Genomic DNA, 20,767 nt, shown 5'->3' on the forward strand with positions numbered 1-20,767 from the left:
TTGAGGGACAAGTCATAAATCTACCTGCCATGCCTCATGTATAATGATAGAGTGTTACTTCTTAATTTTACATCCACTCTATGAAATAATATGAGAGTAATTGATTTTTAGAAGATTCAGTCGTAAAATTCAATATAAGTTTTCGCTAATGGCAATGAGAGCACATTAGGAGAACCGAGACTAGAAAAGTTTAGAGGAGACGAGAAAAATGAATACAAAAAATTTAGTTTTGATGGCGCTTTTAGTTGGTGTAGGTGCAGCTCTTTATGTAATGATTCCTGGAATCAGCGGGGGTATGAAGCCCGACTTCATGCTGACGATGATGTTCATAGGGATTCTATTATTCCCTTCTGTTAAAGAAACTTTCCTATTAGGAATTTCTACTGGCATTATTTCAGGGTTGTTCTCTACATTCCCAGGGGGCTTTGTACCAAATGTAATCGATAAATTTGTAACAGCTTTCGTGTTTTTGGCTGTCGTGGCGGCGATTCGCCATTTCGCACAGAAAATTGCGGTTGCAACCGTTTTGGTCGGACTGGGCACTATTTTATCAGGAAGCGTATTTTTATTAATGGCCTTGCTATTAACAGAAGTCCCGATTGATTTTGCTGTCCTGTTTGCAACAGTAGTACTTCCTGCTGTCGCTCTAAATGCGATTGCCTTTGTGATCATCTATCCGATTATGATCGGTCTCATTAAGCGTTCAAATTTCAAAACTTCTGTATCACAAGCCTAGCGTAAATACCTTATACCTGCTGTATTGATAACAATCTATCAGGAGATTTTCTCCCTTTACAGCAGGCACCATGCGAAAAAGAAGCTGTCCTTTTTGGTCAGCTTTTTTTCATTTTGTTATTTCCTTTTTCGTGGTTTAATAAGGATATGAGTGGGAAAGATACTGAAATAAACTGAAAAACCTACTGTAGACTCACATTTAACAAAGGAGATGACAATATGAAGGCAAAAACGTTTTTGACAGGATTATCAATAGGGGTTTTCGCCGGCATAGCTACGGCAATCGTAACAGCGCCCCAACCCGGCCAGCAGCTGCGTTCAACAATCGCCCGCAATGCAGCCATTTTTAAACATCAGCTCGCTGACATTAAAAATGAAACAACAAATGTAAAACAATCTATTACCGCTTTTACTGGTGAAGCGAAAAATAATATACCAAAAATAATAAATGAAATGAAAGATACTATTACAAACTTCAAAAATGATATTGAGCCGGAAACAGCAAAACTAAAACAAGAAATCGAAAATTTACAGAATTCCATCGGCGAAATCGAGAAAAATCTTTCGCAAAACAGAAAAGAAGAAAGTAATAACCAACAGAACGTATAGTCATTTATACCTAAAATTATATTCTGTTTTGCAATATTTTTATCATTATAAACCTACTAAATTGCAATTTTAAATCGCATTTCAATTATTTAATTTTTCTAACTTTAAACTTTTTTCTTTTATTGCTATAATATTTTCAAAACGCTATGAAAGAAGAAGGTGATTGCAATGTCTGAGGAATTATACACAATGAAAGAGGCTATGTTATATAGTCAACGCATTGCTCAGCTATCTAAAGCTCTTTGGAAAGCTGTCGAAAAAGATTGGCAAAATTGGATCAAACCTTATGACTTAAACATCAATGAGCACCATATTTTATGGATTGCGTTCCATTTAAAAGGTGCTTCTATTTCTGATGTTGCAAAGTTTGGGGTAATGCATGTATCTACTGCGTTTAACTTCTCTAAAAAACTGGAAGAGCGAGGGCTGCTCAAGTTTTCTAAACGAGATGATGATAAGCGTAATACGTATGTAGAGCTAACAGAATCCGGCAATGATTTGATCCTTCTCATGTATGAACATTATCATGATACGCATCATTCAATCCTTACTGGTTCTTTAGCTTTAAAAGAATTATATGGACGCTTCCCTGAGTTTTTAGATGTCATGGCAGTCATCCGTAATATATATGGTGATGATTTTATCGAGATTTTTGAACGCTCATTTGATAACTTCAAAGAAAGCTTAGATAAGGTGGAAGAGAAGGCTTCTATTCCACAATAATGAGAAAAGAGTGTATACTTTCTGTACACTCTTTTTATTTTGCTCAGTGGATTTTTCTCATGGGCTTTGCTATATTGAATTGTTGCTGTTTACGAAAAGTCACAGCTTGCCTTTGATACTTGCTGAAGGACAGTTATATTTTTAGAGCGAATGATTTTGAACTATTCCGGTCATTCTGTAGAGGATAAAGGCACACATATTTTCATTAACGGGGTAATATATGTATGAATTGTATAAAAACCATTAACATCGAATATGAATATGGGACACCACGGGTTTTTTTGCTAACAGGTCTTACCTTTATTCTTACTTTCTGTTTTTCTTACATTTTGATAGGTCTTACTCATACGAACGCTCATTCAGACGCGCGTTTTTTCCAATTCGCGTTCACTTTTTTTCTTCTTTACCCAGTGCATAAGCTTATTCACTATTTATCTTTGTTAAATTATAGAAAGTCACTTTCTTACCGAATTAAAATCAAATTTTCCTTTATACCAATTTTGCATATGCGGCTGCAAGATCCTATTCCTAAAAGAAGATACATTTTCTCACTGCTTGCACCTTTCTGCACTTTGAATCCGCTTTTTGTTGCAGGAGCCTTGGTATGGCCGGTATTTTCTCATTATTTCTGTTTATTATTCGCTCTTCATTGCAGTATTTGCCTGCTTGACTTGCTGTATGTAAAAGATTTATGGAAAGCTCCTAAAAATGCTATAATCGAGGAAACACCGAGAGGATACGAAATTTTGATTCCATCTTGTTCGGAAGATAGCTCAAACTTGTCTCCATAATGCGTCATTTGATATTCTTGAAGAAGCGATAGAGGGGAGGAATAGAATTGCTACTTTTAATCGTAGTGCTATTCTCAGTATTTTATTTATTCCAAATTAACCGCATGACATATGCGCTATGTATGCGTCGTGAAATTCCCGAAGAACGGCACCCGAAAATTTTCCGTACAATTAATGTACTCATTACCATCTTGTTAGTTTCGTTTTATGTGGAAGTATTATTTGCAGTTTAAAAAGACGAGATTTGCTACATAGCAGATCTCGCCTTTTTTATTTCTACATTTTCAAATTAGTAGATAAATGCAGCCCCTACAATAATCAATAAAATGAATAGGACCACGAGTAAAGCAAAGCCAGAACCATAACCACCACCAGCGTAGCCTCCACCGCTCATATCTCACACCTCCTTTACTACCTTATATGCTATGCATGCCGGAATGTAAAAGTTAGGCAGTTGACGCGTGAAACCATTTTGTTTTTTTTTCGTTTATGTTATAGTATCTATTGCATTGTAAAAAATGTTAGGAGAGTTTGAATTATGAAAAAAACGTTTTACGCTTTGACATTTGCAGCATCTCTTGGATTGGCTGCCTGCAGCAATCCTGGTGATGAAGTGGTCGTTAAAACTGAAGTAGGCGACATCACACAAGATGAGTTTTATAATGAAATCAAAAAGATTGCAGGTGATCAATTACTTCAGCAAGTTGTCATTGATAAAATTTTAAATGACAAATACGAAGTGACTGATAAAGAAATCCAAGAGCAGTATGACACATATGCAGAGCAATATGGTGATCAGATGGGCGCTGCTTTAGAGGCGAACGGCTTAACGGAAGAAACTTTCAAGCAAAACATCCGATTCAGCTTACTGCAAGAAAAAGCAAAGGCTGAAGTGGAAGTAAGCGATGAAGAAGTGCAAAAATATTATGAACAAGCCAGCCAAGAGCTGCATGCTCGTCATATTTTAGTAGCAACTGAGGAAGAAGCAAGAGCCATTATCGAAGAGCTGAAAAATGGCGGCGACTTTGCTGCAATTGCGAAGGAAAAATCAACAGATACAGCTTCTGGCGCTGAAGGCGGCGACCTAGGTTGGTTCTCTGTCGGCACTATGGTGGAAGAATTCAATGATGCGGCATACGCTCTTGAGCTAAACACAATTTCTGAGCCTGTAAAATCTGATTTTGGCTACCACATTATCGAAGTATTAGAAAAACGTGACGTAGAAGGCTACGGTACACTTGAAGAGAAAAAAGAAGAAATCACTGAAACAGTACGTGCTAAAAAAGCGGACTGGCCTACTATTCAATCAAAATTAGTTGAAGATGCGAAAGTAGAGGTAAAAGACAAAGACCTAGAAGACGCTTTTAAATAAGCACTCAGTCCAGTCTTACTCCCCTGCTATGAGAAGGACTTTTAGACAAGCTGACAATGTATACACTCCCGAAGAGGCTGCAGACCATATCATCTTCTCAGTGTACTCTTGTCATTTATGCTTCGCTGCACATCTTGCATAGAAGTCCAAAAGCGGGTAACTGCTTCTCCTGTATCACAAGGGGTTCTTTACTTATTTCCATACTAACAAAAGATGCGGCGGGGATTATTCCCCTGCCGCATCTTTTTGCCTTTACGAAAATCCTTCACTTGTTAGATTTTCTTTACAAACTCCGACTTCAGCTTCATTCCGCCAAAGCCATCAATTTTACAGTCAATATTATGATCGCCCTCCACTAGGCGAATGCCTTTTACCTTCGTCCCCTGTTTCAAAGCCTGGGAGCTTCCTTTGACCTTCAAATCTTTGATGACTGTAACCGTGTCGCCATCCTGAAGTAAGTTGCCGTTTGCATCACGTACTACCAGCCCTTCCTCAGCGCTTTCCCCGGCTGTCTGTGACCACTCATGGGCACACATAGGGCATACATAGTTCACACCATCTTCATATGTATATTCCCCACCGCACTGCGGGCAATTTGGTAAATTTTCCATAACTGTTTCATCCTCTCCATTTATCCCTTCTATACTGTCACAAATTTATTATTGGAACAACCGCTTTCTTCTAAAAAGAATTCGAGCTGTCGAAAAAAAATCGCCGGACCAGCTCTTTCACAGATTGTTTAATAGCATGACAGGATAATTATTTTTCTATGAGCGTCCCAGCAAGACCTCTGTCTTCATGAAAAAGAAGGAGGCTTTAAAATGACTTCTCCTCTTCTTTTACCTATATCATTGCGTTCGGACAATCCCCGTTCGTACAAGCTGTTTAATGGACCTGGTGAAAATCTCCTCAGGAATCTGCATATGATTTTGTAAATCAATGCTTTGGAAGATAAAGGCGATTATCAGTGCATTCGGAATTTCCTCTTTCAAAACTCCTTCTTCCTTTCCCCGATTTACCATCGTATAAAGCGGGATGTACATTTCTTTGTGAAGTTCGTGTAGACGCTCCATTTTCCTTGCGATGTCTTCATTCCGCTTCGTATCAATGCCTTGGGAAAGGGAAAGAATCCGATGAAGATCCTTTGATGCCAAGACTATATCTAATACCTCGTCCAGCTGGCCCTGGAATGATTGTGTATCATCCACGTTTTTAAATGCTTCAATTATCCCTACAATATGTCCAAGCATAAAATCCACAACTAGTTCTTCTTTATTCGTATAGTATTTATAAATCGCCGCCCGCGAAACGTTCAATGCTTCTGCAAGAAGGCTAATAGTATATCCCTCATACCCTACCTCCAGAAGGAGTCTCTCTGTCTCACGAAAGATTTCCTCCGTAGTAAATTTCCTTTCTCTTCCCACTTTGTTCACCCCAATAAAGCGTTCTTCAAATGCCTTGATTATAACACTGTTCTATAGAGTTGGCACATGTTATCGGTTATCTCTCAGGCCAGACTAACATGAGATGATTGCCTGTATAAAGATCTGCCTCACCTATTATGAAAACATAAAGCGCCAACAAGCATTATTATCAATAGTAAATAATCGACCTTCTTACACTGCATCATTTCTATTCTTTAGAATCGCTGCAACACTGGGTACTTCAAACGCATTCTTCATACATCACTTGGCTTTTTCATTAATTACAACAATTGCGTGAACAAATACGAGCATTCAATAGATTTATATGTGAAAAAATTAGTTAAATACGAACATTTTAAACAAAATAAGCGCTATTAGTACGGTTTTTTCTTTGTTTTGTCCTTTTCCCTCAAAATTATTGCGAATTTTCCCATTTATTTTGAAGAACAATATATTATAATAAATAAAACTACTGAAGGAGTGTTCCATTTGAATACTATGACGAAACGCGCATATAACTTCAATGCCGGTCCATCTGCTTTACCATACGAAGTACTAGAAGCGGCTCAACAAGAATTAGTAGATTTCCAAAACACAGGCATGTCCATTATGGAAATGAGTCACCGTAGTGCAACGTTTGAAGAAGTACATAACGGAGCAATCGAACGTTTACGTAAAATTTATAATATCCCTGAAAATTACGAAGTATTATTCCTTCAGGGCGGGGCAAGCCTGCAGTTTGCGATGATTCCAATGAACTTTCTGCAAGAAGGAAAAACAGCAAGCTACATCCAAACAGGCTCATGGTCTGAAAAGGCAATCAAAGAGGCAAAATTGTTTGGTACAGCTGTAGAAGCAGCTTCTACAAAAGAAAATAAATACCGCAATATCCCTTCTGTTGAGGAAATTAAATGGAATGCGGATGATGCATATGTACATCTGACTTCTAACAATACAATTTTCGGAACACAGTGGAAGGTGTTCCCTGACACAGGGGATGTTCCTTTAGTAGCGGACATGTCTTCTGATATTTTATCTAAACGAGTAGATGTTTCAAAATTCGGGATTATTTATGCAGGGGCTCAGAAAAACCTAGGTCCTTCTGGTGTAACGGTTGTTATTATGCGTAAAGATCTGCTGGAAAAAGCAAACAAAAACATTCCAGCAATACTGAAATACTCAACACATGCTGATAACAACTCCCTTTACAATACACCACCGACATTCGGGATCTACATGCTTGGAGAAGTGCTGAAATGGGTAGAAAACAAAGGCGGTCTGGAACAGATTGAAAAGAATAACGAAGAGAAGGCAGCCTTGATCTATGATGTCATTGACCGTTCTAATGGATTCTATACAGGACATGCGGAAACAGGCTCCCGCTCACTAATGAACATTACATTCCGTGTGGCGGATGAGGCGCTTGAGAAACAATTCCTTGCTGAAGCGAAAGCTGCTGGATTTGTCGGCTTAAATGGCCACCGCTCAGTCGGCGGCTGCCGTGCTTCTGCCTATAATGCCGTCCCTCGTGAAGCGTGCCAGGCGCTAGCTGATTTTATGGTGAAATTCCAAAAAGATCATCAATAATCTAGAAAAACCACTCTCTATTACGAAAACAACCTCAGGAGCAAACGCCCTGAGGTTGTTTTTTTACTGGTTATTCCCGTTCTCTTACTTAAATTAAAGGCTTATAAAATGAGCGATTATCAAGCGGGAACAGCCTTTCTGTAAATTCGCCCGGCTTTGTTTTATCCAGCGCACGCGTCAGCATGTTCATTTTCGCATCAATATTATCGATATAGTGCAGAATTTCCGCCTCTTGGATCATCGGCTTTTTAGGGCTTCCCCATTCTTCCTTCCCGTGATGGGACAATACCAAATGCTGAAGCAGCATTACTTCCTCACCCTCGATGTTTAATTCCTTAGCTGCCTGGCCAATTTCATTTACCATAATCGTAATATGGCCAAGTAAATTTCCCTCTACTGTATAAGCTGTGCCGACAGGACCTGTCAATTCAATGACCTTTCCTACATCATGCAGGATAACGCCGGCATACATCAAATCCTTGTTCAAGGTCGGATAAAGCTCACAGATTGCTTTGCTCAAACGGAGCATCGATACTACATGGTCAAGTAGTCCGGATGCATAATCATGGTGATTTTTAGTCGCTGCCGGATAAACCATCAGGCTTTCTTGGTGCTTTTTAACGAGATGGCGAGTAATACGTGAAATGTGCGGATTTTTTATTTCAAAGAAAAATTGAGTTAAATCCTCGTATAACTGTTCTTTCGGAACGGAAGAAGTAGGAAGTAAATCACTGATCTGAATATTATCATCCGGTCTTGCCACACGAATTTGCTTAATTCGCAATTGGTTTTTCCCACGATAATCGTGGATCTCTCCCCCTACACGGACAATCACCTGCGCTCGATACGTTTGTTCATGCTCTTCGTTCGTATCCCACAGCTTTGCCTCAATGTCACCACTGCGGTCTTGGAGAATAAGTGACATAAAAGGCTTACCTACTGTTGTAACACCTTTTTTCGCTTCTTTTATTAATAAAAATTGATCTACCTGTTCCCCTACCTGGAGTTTCGTAATCCCTTTCACGAACAATCGCTCCTTTACTAACTGTTAAATCACTGTCCTGTGTTTCTACTCTCTTATTGTATCATGCCTTCGTTTCCCTTTTCGATTGAAAAGGACGTATTTCCAAAATTTTAAAACACAGCCTGAAGAGGGATAATATGATGCTTAGTCAAAACACATAGCCCCCTCTCAAAAAATAGGAGATTCGGCATTTATTATATTTCCTCCAGCGTTCATGAACACGCCATATTTTCGAAAATCTCCGACATTATACAGATAGTTCTGTGAATTAATGAGAAATTTCATGTATAATAGTTGTATCTTGTAAAATAAAGGGTGAGTAAAATGGAAAACTATCGATTCACTGCATTTGAAAAGACGGGGGAAACATTGTTTGATGAAGTATGGACTTTTGAAAATGATGATGTGGCCAAAATCGAAGGCCAAAAACAAATTGAAGAAAAAGGTATTGCTGAAAAGACCCATCGCCTAGTAAACAAGTCTGGAAAATTAATCTTATTTCATGTGTAATCCTACATATGCCTAATTGTAAGAAATAGACAGCCTCCCGTGCGAGAGACTGTCTATTTTTATTGCATTCGTCTAATGACTTGATAAAGTTCCTCATTCGTTGGCACTTGTAAATACATGCGGGCTCGTACAATACGTATCAGCTCGTGCTCAATGAGAGAGTTCGCATAACCTTCACGGTGATCTGAAGCGTGCATTTTGCGAAGTTCATCTTGCATGTCATAGTCTTCACTGAAATTGCTCAATGCCTGCTGCAATTCCTGTTCATTCAACAGGAATTCTTCAGCCGCAATTGCTAGCTGCTTATTGAATATATCCAGCATCTTCGCTGTATCATCCTTGATGAAGAAATCTAATACCCGCTTAACAATCTTCGTAGCCAGCATACTTCCGATAATTAGACCAACGATGCCGCCAATCAGACTGATCACAGCCGTGCTGACATTCGGGATGTTTAAACCGATGCCGCCTCCAATCAGTAACCCGATCATGCTTCCCATCACACTTGCAGCAGTTTTGGAGACATTTTTAAATAGTTGGGCAGGTGACATCTCACCTTTTATTGTCCGTACAATATCAATGCTTGACATTACACCTGTAACGAGTGCGCCTGTGACAACATTTGCATTTAGTAAGGTAATGGTTTTTTTTGCTACTACAGAGCTATACATCGCTTTTTTCGTTGCTTTAGCCGCGACTTTTTTTACGATGACTTTTGCTCCGTTTGTTCTCACTACATCTTCCAAACCATCACCTACATGCAGTTTCCGGCCCTCATAAACCTCGATGTCATGAACAGAGATGAGGTCTTCTACAAATGCTTCGCCTATAACAGCAAGACCTGTCATGACCGCAATTTCCATCGCTTCTTCACGGGATGACCCGTTCCACTTGCTTTGCGCAAATGCAAGGGCTGTACTTATGCCAATCAATTCTTTTTCAAAGAAAATACGGCCCCGCTCGTCTATTTTTAAATTCCGGATATTACCTGTTTCGGCAATATGACGGGCTTGTATATACGTAAAAGCGCCTTGTTTAATTGAACCCATCTCATTAAAGTATTGAAAGACTTGATCAAATTGCTCAAGGGGCACTTCAAAATAAAACCGCTTCTCATCCTGCAGCATTGCAAGCTCTGCCTCACATACAGCAATGGTCTCTTCAGCTGTAGGACAGTATATATTATGAATGAGCTGGCCTTCCTGAAGACGTTGTAATGTTTGTTCCATTATTGATCCTCCATTTTTCAGTCCTTCATAATCATAATTATTTGCACTGCTGCTGTACAGGTTTTTGTATAAATTAAAAAGGATGCCTCGAGTAAAACGAGATATCCTTTTTTCATATTACTTCCCTATGAACTCTGGCGAACGTTTCTCAACGAATGCCTTGATACCTTCTAGGTGGTCTTCCGTATGACGCATAGCCGTCTGTCCTCTCGCTTCTCCTTCGAGAATCGCTTCAAGCTCCGGCAGCTTCGCATTATGCAATATTTTCTTAGATTCCAGCATAGCAGCAATCGGTGAGGCAATTAGCTTCCCAACAATTTGATCTACTGTTGCAGCCGAGGTTCCGTTTGGTACATTATAGTCAATTAGCCCAAGAGACAGCGCATCTTCACCATTTAGTACCTTGCCCTCCCAAATCATTTGTTTTGCTTTCGGCGTACCTAAGCGTTCCTTCATGAAGAAATGTCCTCCGCCGTCTGGAATTAACCCGATGCCAATGAAATTCATCGCAAGTTTACTCGTTTCTTCCGCAACAATGATATCGCTGGCAAGAGCGAGACTAAAACCCAGCCCAGCTGAGGCACCATGAATTTGTGCTACAGTAATCATCGGTAATGTGTAGTATGCTTTTACTAAGCGGGATATATCCCCCATAATATCCCCAAAGTCTGAGAGGTCACTGGATGCAAGCATCATTTTCACATCGCCTCCTGCTGAAAACACCTTACCTTCGCCCTTCACGACTAAGACTTGCACATCTTTTTCATTATGTAGCGATTCAAAGCAGTCCGCTAGCTCTCGCATCATCGTAAAGTCCATTGCATTCATAGCATTCGGTCGATTTAATGTCAAAATCGCTTTTCTCTCTAAAATTTCCAATACAATTGTTTCATAATTCATTTTCTCCACCCCTTTTATGAATATTCATTCATTATTTTCGACACTTTCTTGTAAAACCCTTTAATTGCTTAAATATTTTCCTACTTGCCGTCCTGTGAATAGGCAGCCTCCCAAGAAGGTACCTTCCAGCGAACGATATCCATGGACACCGCCGCCGCCAAAACCACATGCTTCTCCTGCAGCAAACAAACCAGGAATTCTTTCACCGCCTTCATTCAGCACTTCCCCGTCAAGGTTCGTTTGTAAACCCCCAAGTGTTTTCCGTGTCAAAATATTTAATCTAACAGCGATTAAAGGCCCTGCCTTCGGATCGAGAATTTTATGGGGCTTTGCTACACGAATGAGTTTATCACCTATATAATTACGAGCGCCTCGTATGGCCGTTACCTGTGCGTCTTTCGTAAACGAATTTTCCATCTCTCGATCCCGAGCCAAAACCTGATTTTTTATATGCAGGAAGTCTAGATTTTCATTGCCTGCCAGCTGATTCATTCCCTCGACTAATGCCTTAAGACTATTGGCGATTATGAAATCTTCACCATGTTCCTTAAAAGCCTGAACAGAAGCAGGAGGCCCAGGAAGAGCGCGCCTAATAACATCCCGGACACTTTTATTTGTAAGATCTAAATTTTGTTCGGAGCCTGACAGCGCAAATTCTTTTTCGATAATTTTTTCCGTTAAGATGAACCACGAATAGTCATACCCTGTTTTTTGTATAGCCTCTAATGTGCTCAGCGTATCGAAACCTGGAAAATTTGGTGCTGTAAAGCGGTTGCCTTTTGCATCAAACCACATGGAAGATGGGCCGGGCAGAATACGGATTCCGTGGTTTTGCCAAATCGGATTCCAGTTTTTCAACCCTTCTGTATAATGCCACATTCTATCTCTATTCACGAGGCGGCTGCCAATATTCTCTGCTATTTCAAGCATACTGCCATCTACATATGCAGGTACGCCAGCCACCATTTTTTTCGGTGGAAGTCCAAGCCTCGATGGCCAATTTTTCCTTACAAGATCCAAGTTGGCCCCGATTCCGCCGCTTGCGATCACAACAGCATCCCCATGGTATTCAAAGTCTCCTATTTCAACTCTCGAGCTTTCCTTCCCTCTGTCCACATCGCTTGGCTCCAGCTGTTTCCCGGTAATCCCGACTACTGTTCCATTCTCCACTAATAAATCGGTTACTTTATGACGGGGTTTATACTCTACATCACCGCTTTTAACGGCATCTACTACCTTTTGAGCAAAAGGTTCAACAAGACCCGGGCCTGTCCCCCATACAATATGGAATCGTGGAACAGAATTTCCATGTCCGCCTGCCAAGCTTCCCCCACGCTCGGCCCATCCGACTACAGGGAAGAACTTGATTCCTTTAGACTTTAACCATGCATACTTTTCACCCGCTGCAAACTCCACATAAGCTTTGGCCCATTGATATCCCCATGAATCCTCATCATCCAATCGATCAAAGCCAGCTGTTCCTAACCAGTCCTGCCATGCCAGTTCATGACTATCCTTGATGCCCATTCTTCGTTGTTCAGTTGAATCCACTAAAAACAAACCGCCAAACGACCAAAACGCCTGCCCGCCGATAGAGGATGCCGGCTCTTGATCGACGAGCAGCACCTTTTTCCCCTTATCAATCAGTTCATATACAACTGTCAGCCCCGCAAGGCCTGCCCCTACTACAATTACATCGTATTTCATCCCATACCCCCAGTACTTGTATAATACTTACTTTCTAGGGCTATCATTCCTTTCCCTGCCCTTCTTGACAAAATTGTGACTGTTTGTGAATGTTCGTCTTGTTGTTCGTTACGATTACACGGATGGTATATTTGAATTTTCTGCAAATTAAGCAATATAAGCAGTTAAAGTGAACGATAACGCTTTCATACAATATGCTCAAAAACGAACATTATAAAACATTTCAATAAATATAGTTCGTATTTTAAGTTGATGTTCCTATGAAATAAACGGTATTTTTAATTTTTTTTATAAACCTTGTTGACAGAAGTGAACAATCGGATTATGATGTTAACAAATTTAATCAAGAACAAATATGAAGATGGAGACATGCTCTTCGAATTTCTTTCTCAAGAGAGCCGGTGGTTGGTGCAAACCGGTGTTAGAATCGAATTGGGTTCAACTCCTGAATAGATAGGCGGAAATACAGTATGCCTATCCGTCACATGCACGTTACGCAGTTGAACGAAGGTTGCAGACTTTTTATTCAGAAAATTCCTGCAACGAAAAAGGGTGGCACCGCGTAAGTATGTTCATTAACAGCCTTTCGCCCCTTACACATTGCTGTAAGGGGACGGGAAGGCTTTTTATTTTATATTCAAAAGGAGCGAAATAATCAAATGGCAACAGAAACAATTGAGAAAGCAACAAAAACGATTAACGTATTCATCGCAGACCCACTAAGCGAGGATGGGATCCAGCCGCTTCGCCTGGAAAATGAATTAGACTTAAATGTCATCATCGACACTGGTTTAACACCGGAGCAATTAAAAGAAAAAATTGCAGATGTGGAAGTGTTATTAGTACGTTCTCAAACAACAGTAACACGCGAAATTATCGAGTCTGCTAAAAAGTTGAAATTAATCGGACGTGCCGGAGTAGGCGTCGATAACATCGATTTAACTGCAGCAACAGAGCATGGGATTATCGTAGTGAACGCGCCAGACGGCAACACAAACTCTGCCGCTGAGCACACTGTAGCGATGATGACATCATTAGCCCGTCACATTCCACAAGCATTCAACACATTAAAGAATGGCAAATGGGACCGCAAATCTTATGTTGGTGTAGAGTTAAAAAACAAAACATTAGGTGTAGTCGGATTTGGACGTATCGGTGCTGAAGTAGCTTACCGTGCGAAAGGCTCTCGTATGAATGTTATGGCATATGACCCATTCCTATCTGAGGAACGTGCTGCAGAGCTTGGTGTAACAAAAGCTACAGTAGAAGAAATCTGTGCACAAGCGGAGTTTATTACTGTGCATACACCTCTTCTGCCAGAAACACGTAACCTGATTAACAAAGAGAAATTCGCAATGATGAAAGACGGCGTAAGAATTATTAACTGTGCACGCGGCGGAATTATCAATGAAGATGATCTGTATGATGCAATCGTACAAGGAAAAGTGGCCGGTGCTGCCCTTGACGTATTCGTAGAAGAGCCTGCAACAGATCACAAACTACTTACGCTGCCGCAAGTAATCGCAACACCTCACCTTGGCGCTTCAACTGTAGAAGCTCAGGAATCTGTAGCGGTAGATGTATCAAACGACATTATTAAATTCTTTAAAACAGGCACAGTAACAAACCCTGTCAATATGCCTTCTATTCCTAAGGAAAAGCTTGCTGAAGTAGAGCCATTCTTTGCACTAGCTGAAAAGCTTGGAAAGTTCCTTATCCAAGTATCAGAAGGTACAGTAAAAGAATTAAATATTTCTTATGCTGGTGAAGTTGCAAACTATGATGTTCGCCCATTGACTGCCAACACAATCAAAGGATTATTATCAACAAATCACGGCACACATGTAAATGATGTAAATGCCCGTTACCTAGCTGAACGTGTAGGCATTAAAATTAATGAACATAAAACAACAACAGCAAAAGGCTTCACGAATTTAGTTACTGTAGAAGTGAAAACAGAAACAGAAACACATGTAGTCGCTGGCACACTTCTAAACGGTCTTGGTGCACGGATCGTAAAAGTGGAAGGTTTCGTAGTCGATGTTATTCCGCAAGGCAATCTTCTTTATATTAAAAATACGGATAAGCCAGGTGCAATCGGCCGCGTAGCTACGAAATTAGCTGAAAAGGATATCAACATCGCGACGATGCAAGTTGGCCGTAACGATATTGGCGGTTCTGCTGTCATGATGCTTGCAGTAGACAATGAAGTAACAGAAGAAGATCTGGTCTACGTGGGCCAGCTTGAAAATATCGATGAAGTAAAGTCAATTACACTTTAATCTTTCAACAAGGAATAAGAGTACTTGCTCTCTCCAGAAGCAATACGTTTGAAGTAAATATTTATCAAGAAAAACAGAGCTCCCTGGAAAGTTTCGACTTTCTGGAGAGCTCTGTTTATTTCAAGATAACATATAGAAATTCTACGCTACTTCCCCCCTATATAATAAACGTGCATTAATTCTCCTTCTTTCTTATTATATTTTATTTCTTTTTTATCAAATAGACCTGTCAAGATCTCATTTCCCTGTTCGTGGGCGCTCTGCAGCTCACTTACTAATGATTCTATATCTATGACCCGCTTTTTCGCATCAGGTATTTGAGAAGTGCTGATCATTTTTTCTAAAATCTCAATTTTATGTTTTTCTCCCTCTGCCAACTCCAGTAACTCTTCTTCTTTGCTCACTGCCTGCAAGGAAAGATGATTCAATTTCTCCTTATAATCAACTGCTTTCTCCTGCTCAATCGTTCCCCCTGCAATCCCTAACTCCTCCATCAATTGATTGTTCAATTCATTTAATGGATTCGTCACTGTTTGGACGTATTCACTCACCTCTTGCTGCGATGTAAACATCGGGTCAAAAAACTCTTCTCCTTTTGTCACTCCAATTATACTTAGCAGCAATACAGCAACCACAATGCCGGTTCTCCAGGAAAAGGATAAGCGCGCACCGCTAGCAGCAGTAGCAGCGGGCTTATGAGTCCTTGTAATCATCGATTCGCATAACAGGCAAAGTCTCATATCATTTACTTGGTAAATATCTACCTTCGTATAAAGTCTCTTGCATTGATCACAATGGATAGATGTTGCAGGAAAGATAATAGGCTGCGGTGTATGACCACCGTTTTCAAAATGATAATTACAGCTCCTGCATAAAAGGACATCCTTTCCGTTCACCACTGCACGCGGCATAAAATTCATCGGCATCTTGTCATGGCAGCTAAAACATTCTCCCTCGATTGTTCTTCTCATATGTCTCCCCTCATTTCATATAAAAACGCCCACAAGTATCATGCGGGCGTCAAATCACTATAGCTGTTTAAGCAATGCAAATGATAAGTATTCAGTTTGACTAATGAACTGGACCTCAGTAAATATCCCCATACTTTCAGCTGTTCCAATTCCTATGACTAATGCAATCCCTGCCATACCTGTAACCAGCAAGGCGGATAACATTGTATGCTTTTTCTTCATTTCATCATTAGATTCAGACTTTCTTTTAGAACGCACAAGTTGAAAAAATCGCTCTTTGTTCTGTGCCAATACATGCTGACATGTTATACAGAGATTTGCAGCATGTCCCTCAATTGTTAGAGTGGCTGTTTCTATCTCCAGGCGTCTGCAATTTTCACATGGTATATTCATGAGCAAACTCCTTTCACCCTTTATTCAATCAAGTATACCATGAATAGTCAGACTATTCACGTATTTGCAAGAATAACGGAGGAGTAACTCTATGATATGAATCCGCCGTTTCACCTCACCGCTGAAAGAAACAGGAAACGTTGAGTGAAAGAGCTAAAAAGAAGATTGCTGGCTGGAAAATAGCAGAATATAAAAAGATCCTGCTCCCTTTTATACTATTCTTTATATCACTGTAATTATTCATAATAAATAGAAAGAATATATTTTAAATTTTCTTTAACGGCTCTATTTCCCTAGTACCCGCTTGGCAAGTATCCGATTGATTACCTAGATATAAAAACATCTAAACAAAGTGAAGACAAAGCCAAAAATGACTTTGTCTTCACTCTTTTTAGTTCTCCTAATCAAACGGCTTTTTCATCATACTGTGTCTATTTTCATTATTCCCTATTACAGCGCACAGCTGAAAAACCCCCCTGTTAAAGCTCTTTTAATAACGTTAAAAACTCTGTCAATGAAGTCACTTCATATGTAGGTGTGACATCCGGGTTATGAGGTTTATTTTCACGATTAATCCAGACATTGCGCATACCGACACGTGACGAGCCTAAAATATCTGTCATCAAATTGTCGCCTACCATTATCGCATCTTCTGGTTTCAAATTGTTTTGTTCCAGCACAGAAGCAAAAATAGAAGCGTCTGGCTTTCCTTTACCAAAATCGCCTGAAATCACAATCTGATCAAAATAGGGAGCAATCTCTGGCGTAATTTCAAGCTTCAAATTTTGCAGGCTTGGTGATCCATTTGTCAGAAGCACTAATTGATAGTGATCCTTTAGTTCATCCAGTACTGTAAAGGTATCATCATATAAAAACGGCGCTGCCTTACGCTCTTCCACAAAACGCTCTCCCAGCTCATACCCAAACTCCGGGTCCTGAATTCCAAACTTCTTAAGCCCGTTTGTCCATGCTTCTGTACGGTACCCTGCTACTATTTCTTTCATTTTCTGAAACTCTGGCGTTGGGTCATCAAATACACCCCAAAGCCCTTCAAATGGATTAATACCAATCAGCACAGTATAATCATACGTTTCATAACCTTCATAAAGCGTGCGGGCTTCCTGTCTCACAGCCTTTTCCAGCTCATCCGGTGCTACTTCATATTTTGCTGCCGCATAGCTACACGTTTTTTCGAATGCTGTTTTCACTGATTTTTGATCCCAAAGTAATGTATCATCAAGATCAAAAATTATCGTTTTTATTGTCATCTGTTTCGCTCCTACATCATCAATATATCTACCTTTCATTTTAGCATATTAAAGTCATAAAATTCCGATGATTTATGAACAATTTTCTATATAAAAACACCCGTAAACGCTAGATTGACCTCTACCATTTACGGGTTTATTTTACTGTTGTTTTTGTCTAAGCCGGCTCATTAAATCTTTTATCCGTTCCTCGGCGGCTTTTGTTTCTTCTGCCAGCACTTTGATTTCATAGTTTTCTCCATCATCAAGAATACTTACGATATCACCCTGCTTTACAGGTACATGGATATCTTCCTTGTGAATGATTAATTGTTCTGTTTCATTAGGCCGCTTTAAAAAGATAGCATAATCCGCCTCAAAACGGTCGAGGGTATAGTTATTCGAGCTCACTGACAACCTCTCCTTTTACGTTCTGTAGTTTTGCCGCATCCCCGGAATTCAGCCAAATCTGCCGGCTCGTCCATTTCAGTACTCCTTCTGATTCTACGGCGTCCGGTCCACTCGCAATTATGACCGTTTCACCTGGCTGTAAGGTCACATCCGGGAATTCATATACCTGGTTTCCTTCTACCGAAACTAACTGCCATCCAGCAAGATTGACTGATTTGGTGCTATTGTTTTTAATACTTACTAATTCTGCTTCCAAATCCTTACTGATAATTTCTATTTTGCCTTTTGGTGCTGCCGGAATCGAGCTTGTTGCACCTACCCCTGTCCATTCACCTGCATTGACCGAATAGCTTTGCCCATCAGTAGTAATAACAATATGGCCAGATTCAGCTGTTCCATAAATTTTACTGCCTGCTGCCTGCAGACTTTCTACTACTTCAAAATGAGGATGTCCGTATTTATTATCCTGTCCATAACTTAAAATGGATACTTCCGGGTCAACAGCATTTATAAATGCAGGAGAACTGCTCGTGTTGGAACCATGATGCCCTGCCTTCAAGACCGTAGCATGTACATCCTGGGAGGCCATCATTTCTTTCTCTACATCAATTCCCGCATCCCCTGTCAACAAGAAGGATACATTATTATATACCACTTTCAGCACAATTGACGCCTCATTATTGTCAGACGCATCTTCATCTGCATTTAGTACGGTAATATCAAGTGTATCATCCAGCTTCACGTTATCCCCTGTCTTCGGAACAATGTAAGGAATATTCTTTGCGGAAATCAATGAGATCATTTCCTCATAAGTTTGAGAGGTATGCACTTTTCCCGAATCAAGGAAATGTTTGATGGAAACAGAGTTCAATACCGAAATCAAGCCGCCAATATGATCAGCATCCGGATGAGTCGCTACTACATAGTCAAGCTGCTTGACTCCCTGCTCTCGAAGGTAGGAAACAACATTTGAACCTTCTCCTTTCACCCCTCCATCAATCAGCATTGTTTTGCCATTCGGCGCCTGGATCAAGATAGCGTCTCCCTGCCCTACATTTATAAAGTGAACTAACATATCTTTCCCGGACTGTGCTGTTGGAACAACGGATTCATTCTCTATAGGCTTCGTTACATCTGTGCAACCTACAAGCAGGAACATCAGTAGCAGTATCATTATTTTCTTCATATTACAAATCCTTTTTTCTTGACTACGCGCACTAGTACGTTAGCCAGTTACTTTTAAGGGAGCGGCAAAGCTGCCGCCCCCTTTAACAAAACCGAGCATTCTCTCTAAGTAAAAAAACTAGAGAAATACCAAAGGCTTCTTACGAGTATAATTCATTTAAAATATCAATTTTCTTCTTGATTGCCTCTTCAAAAGTCATGATATAAGCGGCAGGATCTTTCGGGTTATGGAATTGCGTAATCTTTCCTGTTTCAGGATGGACAAATTTTGATGAAGCCCCACAGCCGATTCCTAAAATCGTCTGCACTTCCTCCATGATCACAATATTATAAATCGATTCTTCTCCAGGCTTGCAATATCCTACATTTTCAAGATTCCCTAAAATGTTTTTCTGGCGGTACAAATAATAAGGTACATAGCCGTTTTCCTTTGTCCAGTTGCTTGCCATCTGCATCATTTCTGCCACTGTATCACGATCTGCCACTTTATATTTATCTTTATTACGCGTCATTTCCGAAGCACGCTTAAAGCTCAATGTATGAACTGTCAATGATTCTGGCTGCATTTTTGCGGATTCTTCCAGTGAATGCCGGAACTCCTCAATACCTTCATTCGGCAGGCCAATAATTAAATCCATATTGATATTGTTCATCCCCATGTTGCGTGATAGCCAGAACTTATCGATTGTTTCTTGGACAGTATGGTGGCGCCCAATTGCCTTCAATGTCTCCTGCGTATATGACTGCGGGTTTACGGAAATACGGTCGATTCCCCACTTCTTCAGCACTTCAATCTTTTCAGGCGTAATTGTATCAGGTCGGCCTGCCTCTACTGTAATTTCACGAATGGATTCCTTGTTCGGAAACGAATCAAACATGGTTTGATAAAGTGCATCCATCTCTTCTGCCTCTATGGAAGTCGGTGTACCCCCGCCCCAATAAATAGACGTGATGCGCATATTTTTTTCTGTTAGCCATTTACCCATTTCGCGCAGCTCAATATGCAGGCCATCGATGAATTTTTCTACACGGCCCGCCTTCCGGTTGGACTGGATGGCATACGCAGGGAACGTACAGTACGCACACATTGTTGGACAGAAAGGAACACCAATATAGATGGAGATCTCTTTCCCAATCTCATCTAAATCAGGAATGACCTGCAGCTGGCGCGCTGCAATCTCCTTCATCAAATCAATTTTTGCATCGGATAGCCGGAAATCCTTTTTAAGGACCTCGAATATTTCCTCCTCTGGAAGCCCGGCTTTTCTGTATTTATGATACAGCTTTGTCGGGCGTACTCCCGTTAGGATTCCCCATTGCTGCGTCATCCCTGTATATTGCTCCAATACATCCAGCATGACATGGGAAAGTGCGCGTTTCATACGAATGCTGCGCTCTTTTTCTGTCCCTTCTGTTGCATAGCCAATCGAATAATGGCTTGTATACTCCTGTCCATCCACGATCAGTTTTGCTGTCGTTGTAATGGTGAAGTGTTCATCTATTGCATGTGTAAAAGAAATCGACATATCAGAACCATCTTTTGTGAACCGAATTACAGAATCCTCATAAAAAAGGTTCGCAATATGATTCAGTACACGGTTCCAATCATCTTTAAATTGTTCAGTAATGTGTATCGTCTTCATTATCTTCTCTACTTTCGTTAAATT

Annotated in this window: 22 protein-coding genes and 1 other annotated feature; of the genes, 9 read left to right on the plus strand and 13 right to left on the minus strand. The window is 40.3% G+C overall.

From position 1 onward, the window contains the following. Positions 1–208: 208 nt before the first annotated feature. The 5 genes from AA0Y26_RS18715 (at position 209) to AA0Y26_RS18735 (ending at position 3,091) form a co-directional block, all read left to right on the plus strand. Positions 209–736, plus strand: coding sequence for a tryptophan transporter (locus AA0Y26_RS18715; protein WP_413363542.1), 528 nt, complete (start codon positions 209–211; stop codon positions 734–736). Between the two features lie 218 nt (positions 737–954). After that, positions 955–1,344 (plus strand): YtxH domain-containing protein, encoded by a 390-nt coding sequence (locus AA0Y26_RS18720; protein ID WP_413363543.1) that lies wholly within the window; start codon positions 955–957, stop codon positions 1,342–1,344. A 162-nt stretch (positions 1,345–1,506) separates the two neighbouring features. Continuing rightward, entirely contained in the window at positions 1,507–2,067 is a 561-nt protein-coding gene (locus tag AA0Y26_RS18725) for an HTH-type transcriptional regulator Hpr (protein WP_413368311.1), read from the plus strand. A 224-nt stretch (positions 2,068–2,291) separates the two neighbouring features. Beyond that, positions 2,292–2,858 carry a DUF3267 domain-containing protein gene (locus tag AA0Y26_RS18730; protein ID WP_413363545.1) on the plus strand — a complete coding sequence of 189 codons (567 nt, stop codon included), beginning with the start codon at positions 2,292–2,294 and terminating at the stop codon, positions 2,856–2,858. Positions 2,859–2,905: 47 nt separating this feature from the next. Further along, positions 2,906–3,091 carry a hypothetical protein gene (locus tag AA0Y26_RS18735; RefSeq protein WP_036157470.1) on the plus strand — a complete coding sequence of 62 codons (186 nt, stop codon included), beginning with the start codon at positions 2,906–2,908 and terminating at the stop codon, positions 3,089–3,091. 56 nt (positions 3,092–3,147) lie between these two features. Here AA0Y26_RS18735 and AA0Y26_RS18740 read toward each other — a convergent pair whose 3' ends face one another. Then, positions 3,148–3,252: a YjcZ family sporulation protein gene (locus AA0Y26_RS18740; RefSeq protein WP_081978036.1), complete on the minus strand. Its 105-nt coding sequence runs from the start codon at positions 3,250–3,252 to the stop codon at positions 3,148–3,150. Between the two features lie 144 nt (positions 3,253–3,396). Here AA0Y26_RS18740 and AA0Y26_RS18745 point away from each other — a divergent pair, with 144 nt between their 5' ends. Then, complete coding sequence (locus tag AA0Y26_RS18745; protein WP_413363546.1) at positions 3,397–4,230, plus strand: peptidylprolyl isomerase; 834 nt, start codon at positions 3,397–3,399, stop codon at positions 4,228–4,230. A 272-nt stretch (positions 4,231–4,502) separates the two neighbouring features. Here the strand turns inward: AA0Y26_RS18745 and AA0Y26_RS18750 are convergent, their stop codons facing one another. Both AA0Y26_RS18750 and AA0Y26_RS18755 read right to left on the minus strand, forming a co-directional pair. Continuing rightward, on the minus strand, positions 4,503–4,841 hold the full coding sequence (locus AA0Y26_RS18750; RefSeq protein ID WP_413363547.1) for a zinc ribbon domain-containing protein YjdM: 339 nt from the start codon (positions 4,839–4,841) through the stop codon (positions 4,503–4,505). A 237-nt stretch (positions 4,842–5,078) separates the two neighbouring features. After that, positions 5,079–5,654, minus strand: a complete 576-nt coding sequence (locus AA0Y26_RS18755) for a TetR/AcrR family transcriptional regulator (protein ID WP_413363548.1) — start codon at positions 5,652–5,654, stop codon at positions 5,079–5,081. Between the two features lie 498 nt (positions 5,655–6,152). Here AA0Y26_RS18755 and serC point away from each other — a divergent pair, with 498 nt between their 5' ends. Then, on the plus strand, positions 6,153–7,241 hold the full coding sequence (serC, locus tag AA0Y26_RS18760) for a 3-phosphoserine/phosphohydroxythreonine transaminase (protein WP_413368313.1): 1,089 nt from the start codon (positions 6,153–6,155) through the stop codon (positions 7,239–7,241). An 88-nt stretch (positions 7,242–7,329) separates the two neighbouring features. On the opposite strand, the gene yhaM is transcribed toward serC, so the two are convergent. Continuing rightward, the gene (gene yhaM / locus AA0Y26_RS18765; RefSeq protein WP_413363549.1) at positions 7,330–8,265 is read right to left on the minus strand and encodes a 3'-5' exoribonuclease YhaM; all 936 of its coding nucleotides are present in this window, start codon (positions 8,263–8,265) and stop codon (positions 7,330–7,332) included. Between the two features lie 324 nt (positions 8,266–8,589). On the opposite strand from yhaM, the gene AA0Y26_RS18770 reads away from it, so the two are divergent. Then, a complete protein-coding gene (locus AA0Y26_RS18770; RefSeq protein ID WP_413363550.1) occupies positions 8,590–8,775 on the plus strand; it encodes a YhzD family protein in 186 nt (61 codons plus the stop codon). Positions 8,776–8,834: 59 nt separating this feature from the next. On the opposite strand, the gene AA0Y26_RS18775 is transcribed toward AA0Y26_RS18770, so the two are convergent. The 3 genes from AA0Y26_RS18775 to AA0Y26_RS18785 all read right to left on the minus strand — a co-directional run bounded on the left by AA0Y26_RS18775 (position 8,835) and on the right by AA0Y26_RS18785 (position 12,611). Continuing rightward, positions 8,835–10,004, minus strand: a complete 1,170-nt coding sequence (locus tag AA0Y26_RS18775) for a hypothetical protein (RefSeq protein WP_413363551.1) — start codon at positions 10,002–10,004, stop codon at positions 8,835–8,837. A 117-nt stretch (positions 10,005–10,121) separates the two neighbouring features. Continuing rightward, on the minus strand, positions 10,122–10,904 hold the full coding sequence (locus AA0Y26_RS18780; RefSeq protein WP_413363552.1) for an enoyl-CoA hydratase: 783 nt from the start codon (positions 10,902–10,904) through the stop codon (positions 10,122–10,124). Between the two features lie 60 nt (positions 10,905–10,964). Further along, positions 10,965–12,611 carry an FAD-binding dehydrogenase gene (locus AA0Y26_RS18785; protein ID WP_413363553.1) on the minus strand — a complete coding sequence of 549 codons (1,647 nt, stop codon included), beginning with the start codon at positions 12,609–12,611 and terminating at the stop codon, positions 10,965–10,967. A gap of 349 nt (positions 12,612–12,960) precedes the next feature. Continuing rightward, positions 12,961–13,208 (plus strand) — a binding site (T-box leader). 62 nt (positions 13,209–13,270) lie between these two features. Between AA0Y26_RS18785 and serA the strand changes: the two genes are divergently transcribed. Continuing rightward, positions 13,271–14,893, plus strand: coding sequence for a phosphoglycerate dehydrogenase (gene serA / locus AA0Y26_RS18790; RefSeq protein WP_413363554.1), 1,623 nt, complete (start codon positions 13,271–13,273; stop codon positions 14,891–14,893). A gap of 146 nt (positions 14,894–15,039) precedes the next feature. Here the strand turns inward: serA and AA0Y26_RS18795 are convergent, their stop codons facing one another. The 6 genes from AA0Y26_RS18795 to AA0Y26_RS18820 all read right to left on the minus strand — a co-directional run bounded on the left by AA0Y26_RS18795 (position 15,040) and on the right by AA0Y26_RS18820 (position 20,743). Then, positions 15,040–15,864 carry a hypothetical protein gene (locus AA0Y26_RS18795; RefSeq protein ID WP_413363555.1) on the minus strand — a complete coding sequence of 275 codons (825 nt, stop codon included), beginning with the start codon at positions 15,862–15,864 and terminating at the stop codon, positions 15,040–15,042. A 57-nt stretch (positions 15,865–15,921) separates the two neighbouring features. After that, positions 15,922–16,257: a hypothetical protein gene (locus AA0Y26_RS18800; RefSeq protein ID WP_413363556.1), complete on the minus strand. Its 336-nt coding sequence runs from the start codon at positions 16,255–16,257 to the stop codon at positions 15,922–15,924. A 479-nt stretch (positions 16,258–16,736) separates the two neighbouring features. Next, entirely contained in the window at positions 16,737–17,525 is a 789-nt protein-coding gene (locus tag AA0Y26_RS18805; RefSeq protein ID WP_413363557.1) for an HAD family hydrolase, read from the minus strand. Positions 17,526–17,666: 141 nt separating this feature from the next. Then, positions 17,667–17,915, minus strand: coding sequence for a DUF3006 domain-containing protein (locus AA0Y26_RS18810; protein ID WP_413363558.1), 249 nt, complete (start codon positions 17,913–17,915; stop codon positions 17,667–17,669). Next, the gene (locus tag AA0Y26_RS18815; RefSeq protein ID WP_413363559.1) at positions 17,902–19,101 is read right to left on the minus strand and encodes an MBL fold metallo-hydrolase; all 1,200 of its coding nucleotides are present in this window, start codon (positions 19,099–19,101) and stop codon (positions 17,902–17,904) included. Before AA0Y26_RS18815 ends, AA0Y26_RS18810 begins: the two co-directional genes overlap by 14 nt. 139 nt (positions 19,102–19,240) lie before the next feature. Then, positions 19,241–20,743, minus strand: a complete 1,503-nt coding sequence (locus tag AA0Y26_RS18820) for a coproporphyrinogen III oxidase (RefSeq protein ID WP_413368315.1) — start codon at positions 20,741–20,743, stop codon at positions 19,241–19,243. Between the last annotated feature and the right edge of the window lie 24 nt (positions 20,744–20,767).

This window comes from Lysinibacillus canaveralius (assembly GCF_047301505.1).
Classification (GTDB): domain Bacteria; phylum Bacillota; class Bacilli; order Bacillales_A; family Planococcaceae; genus Lysinibacillus_B.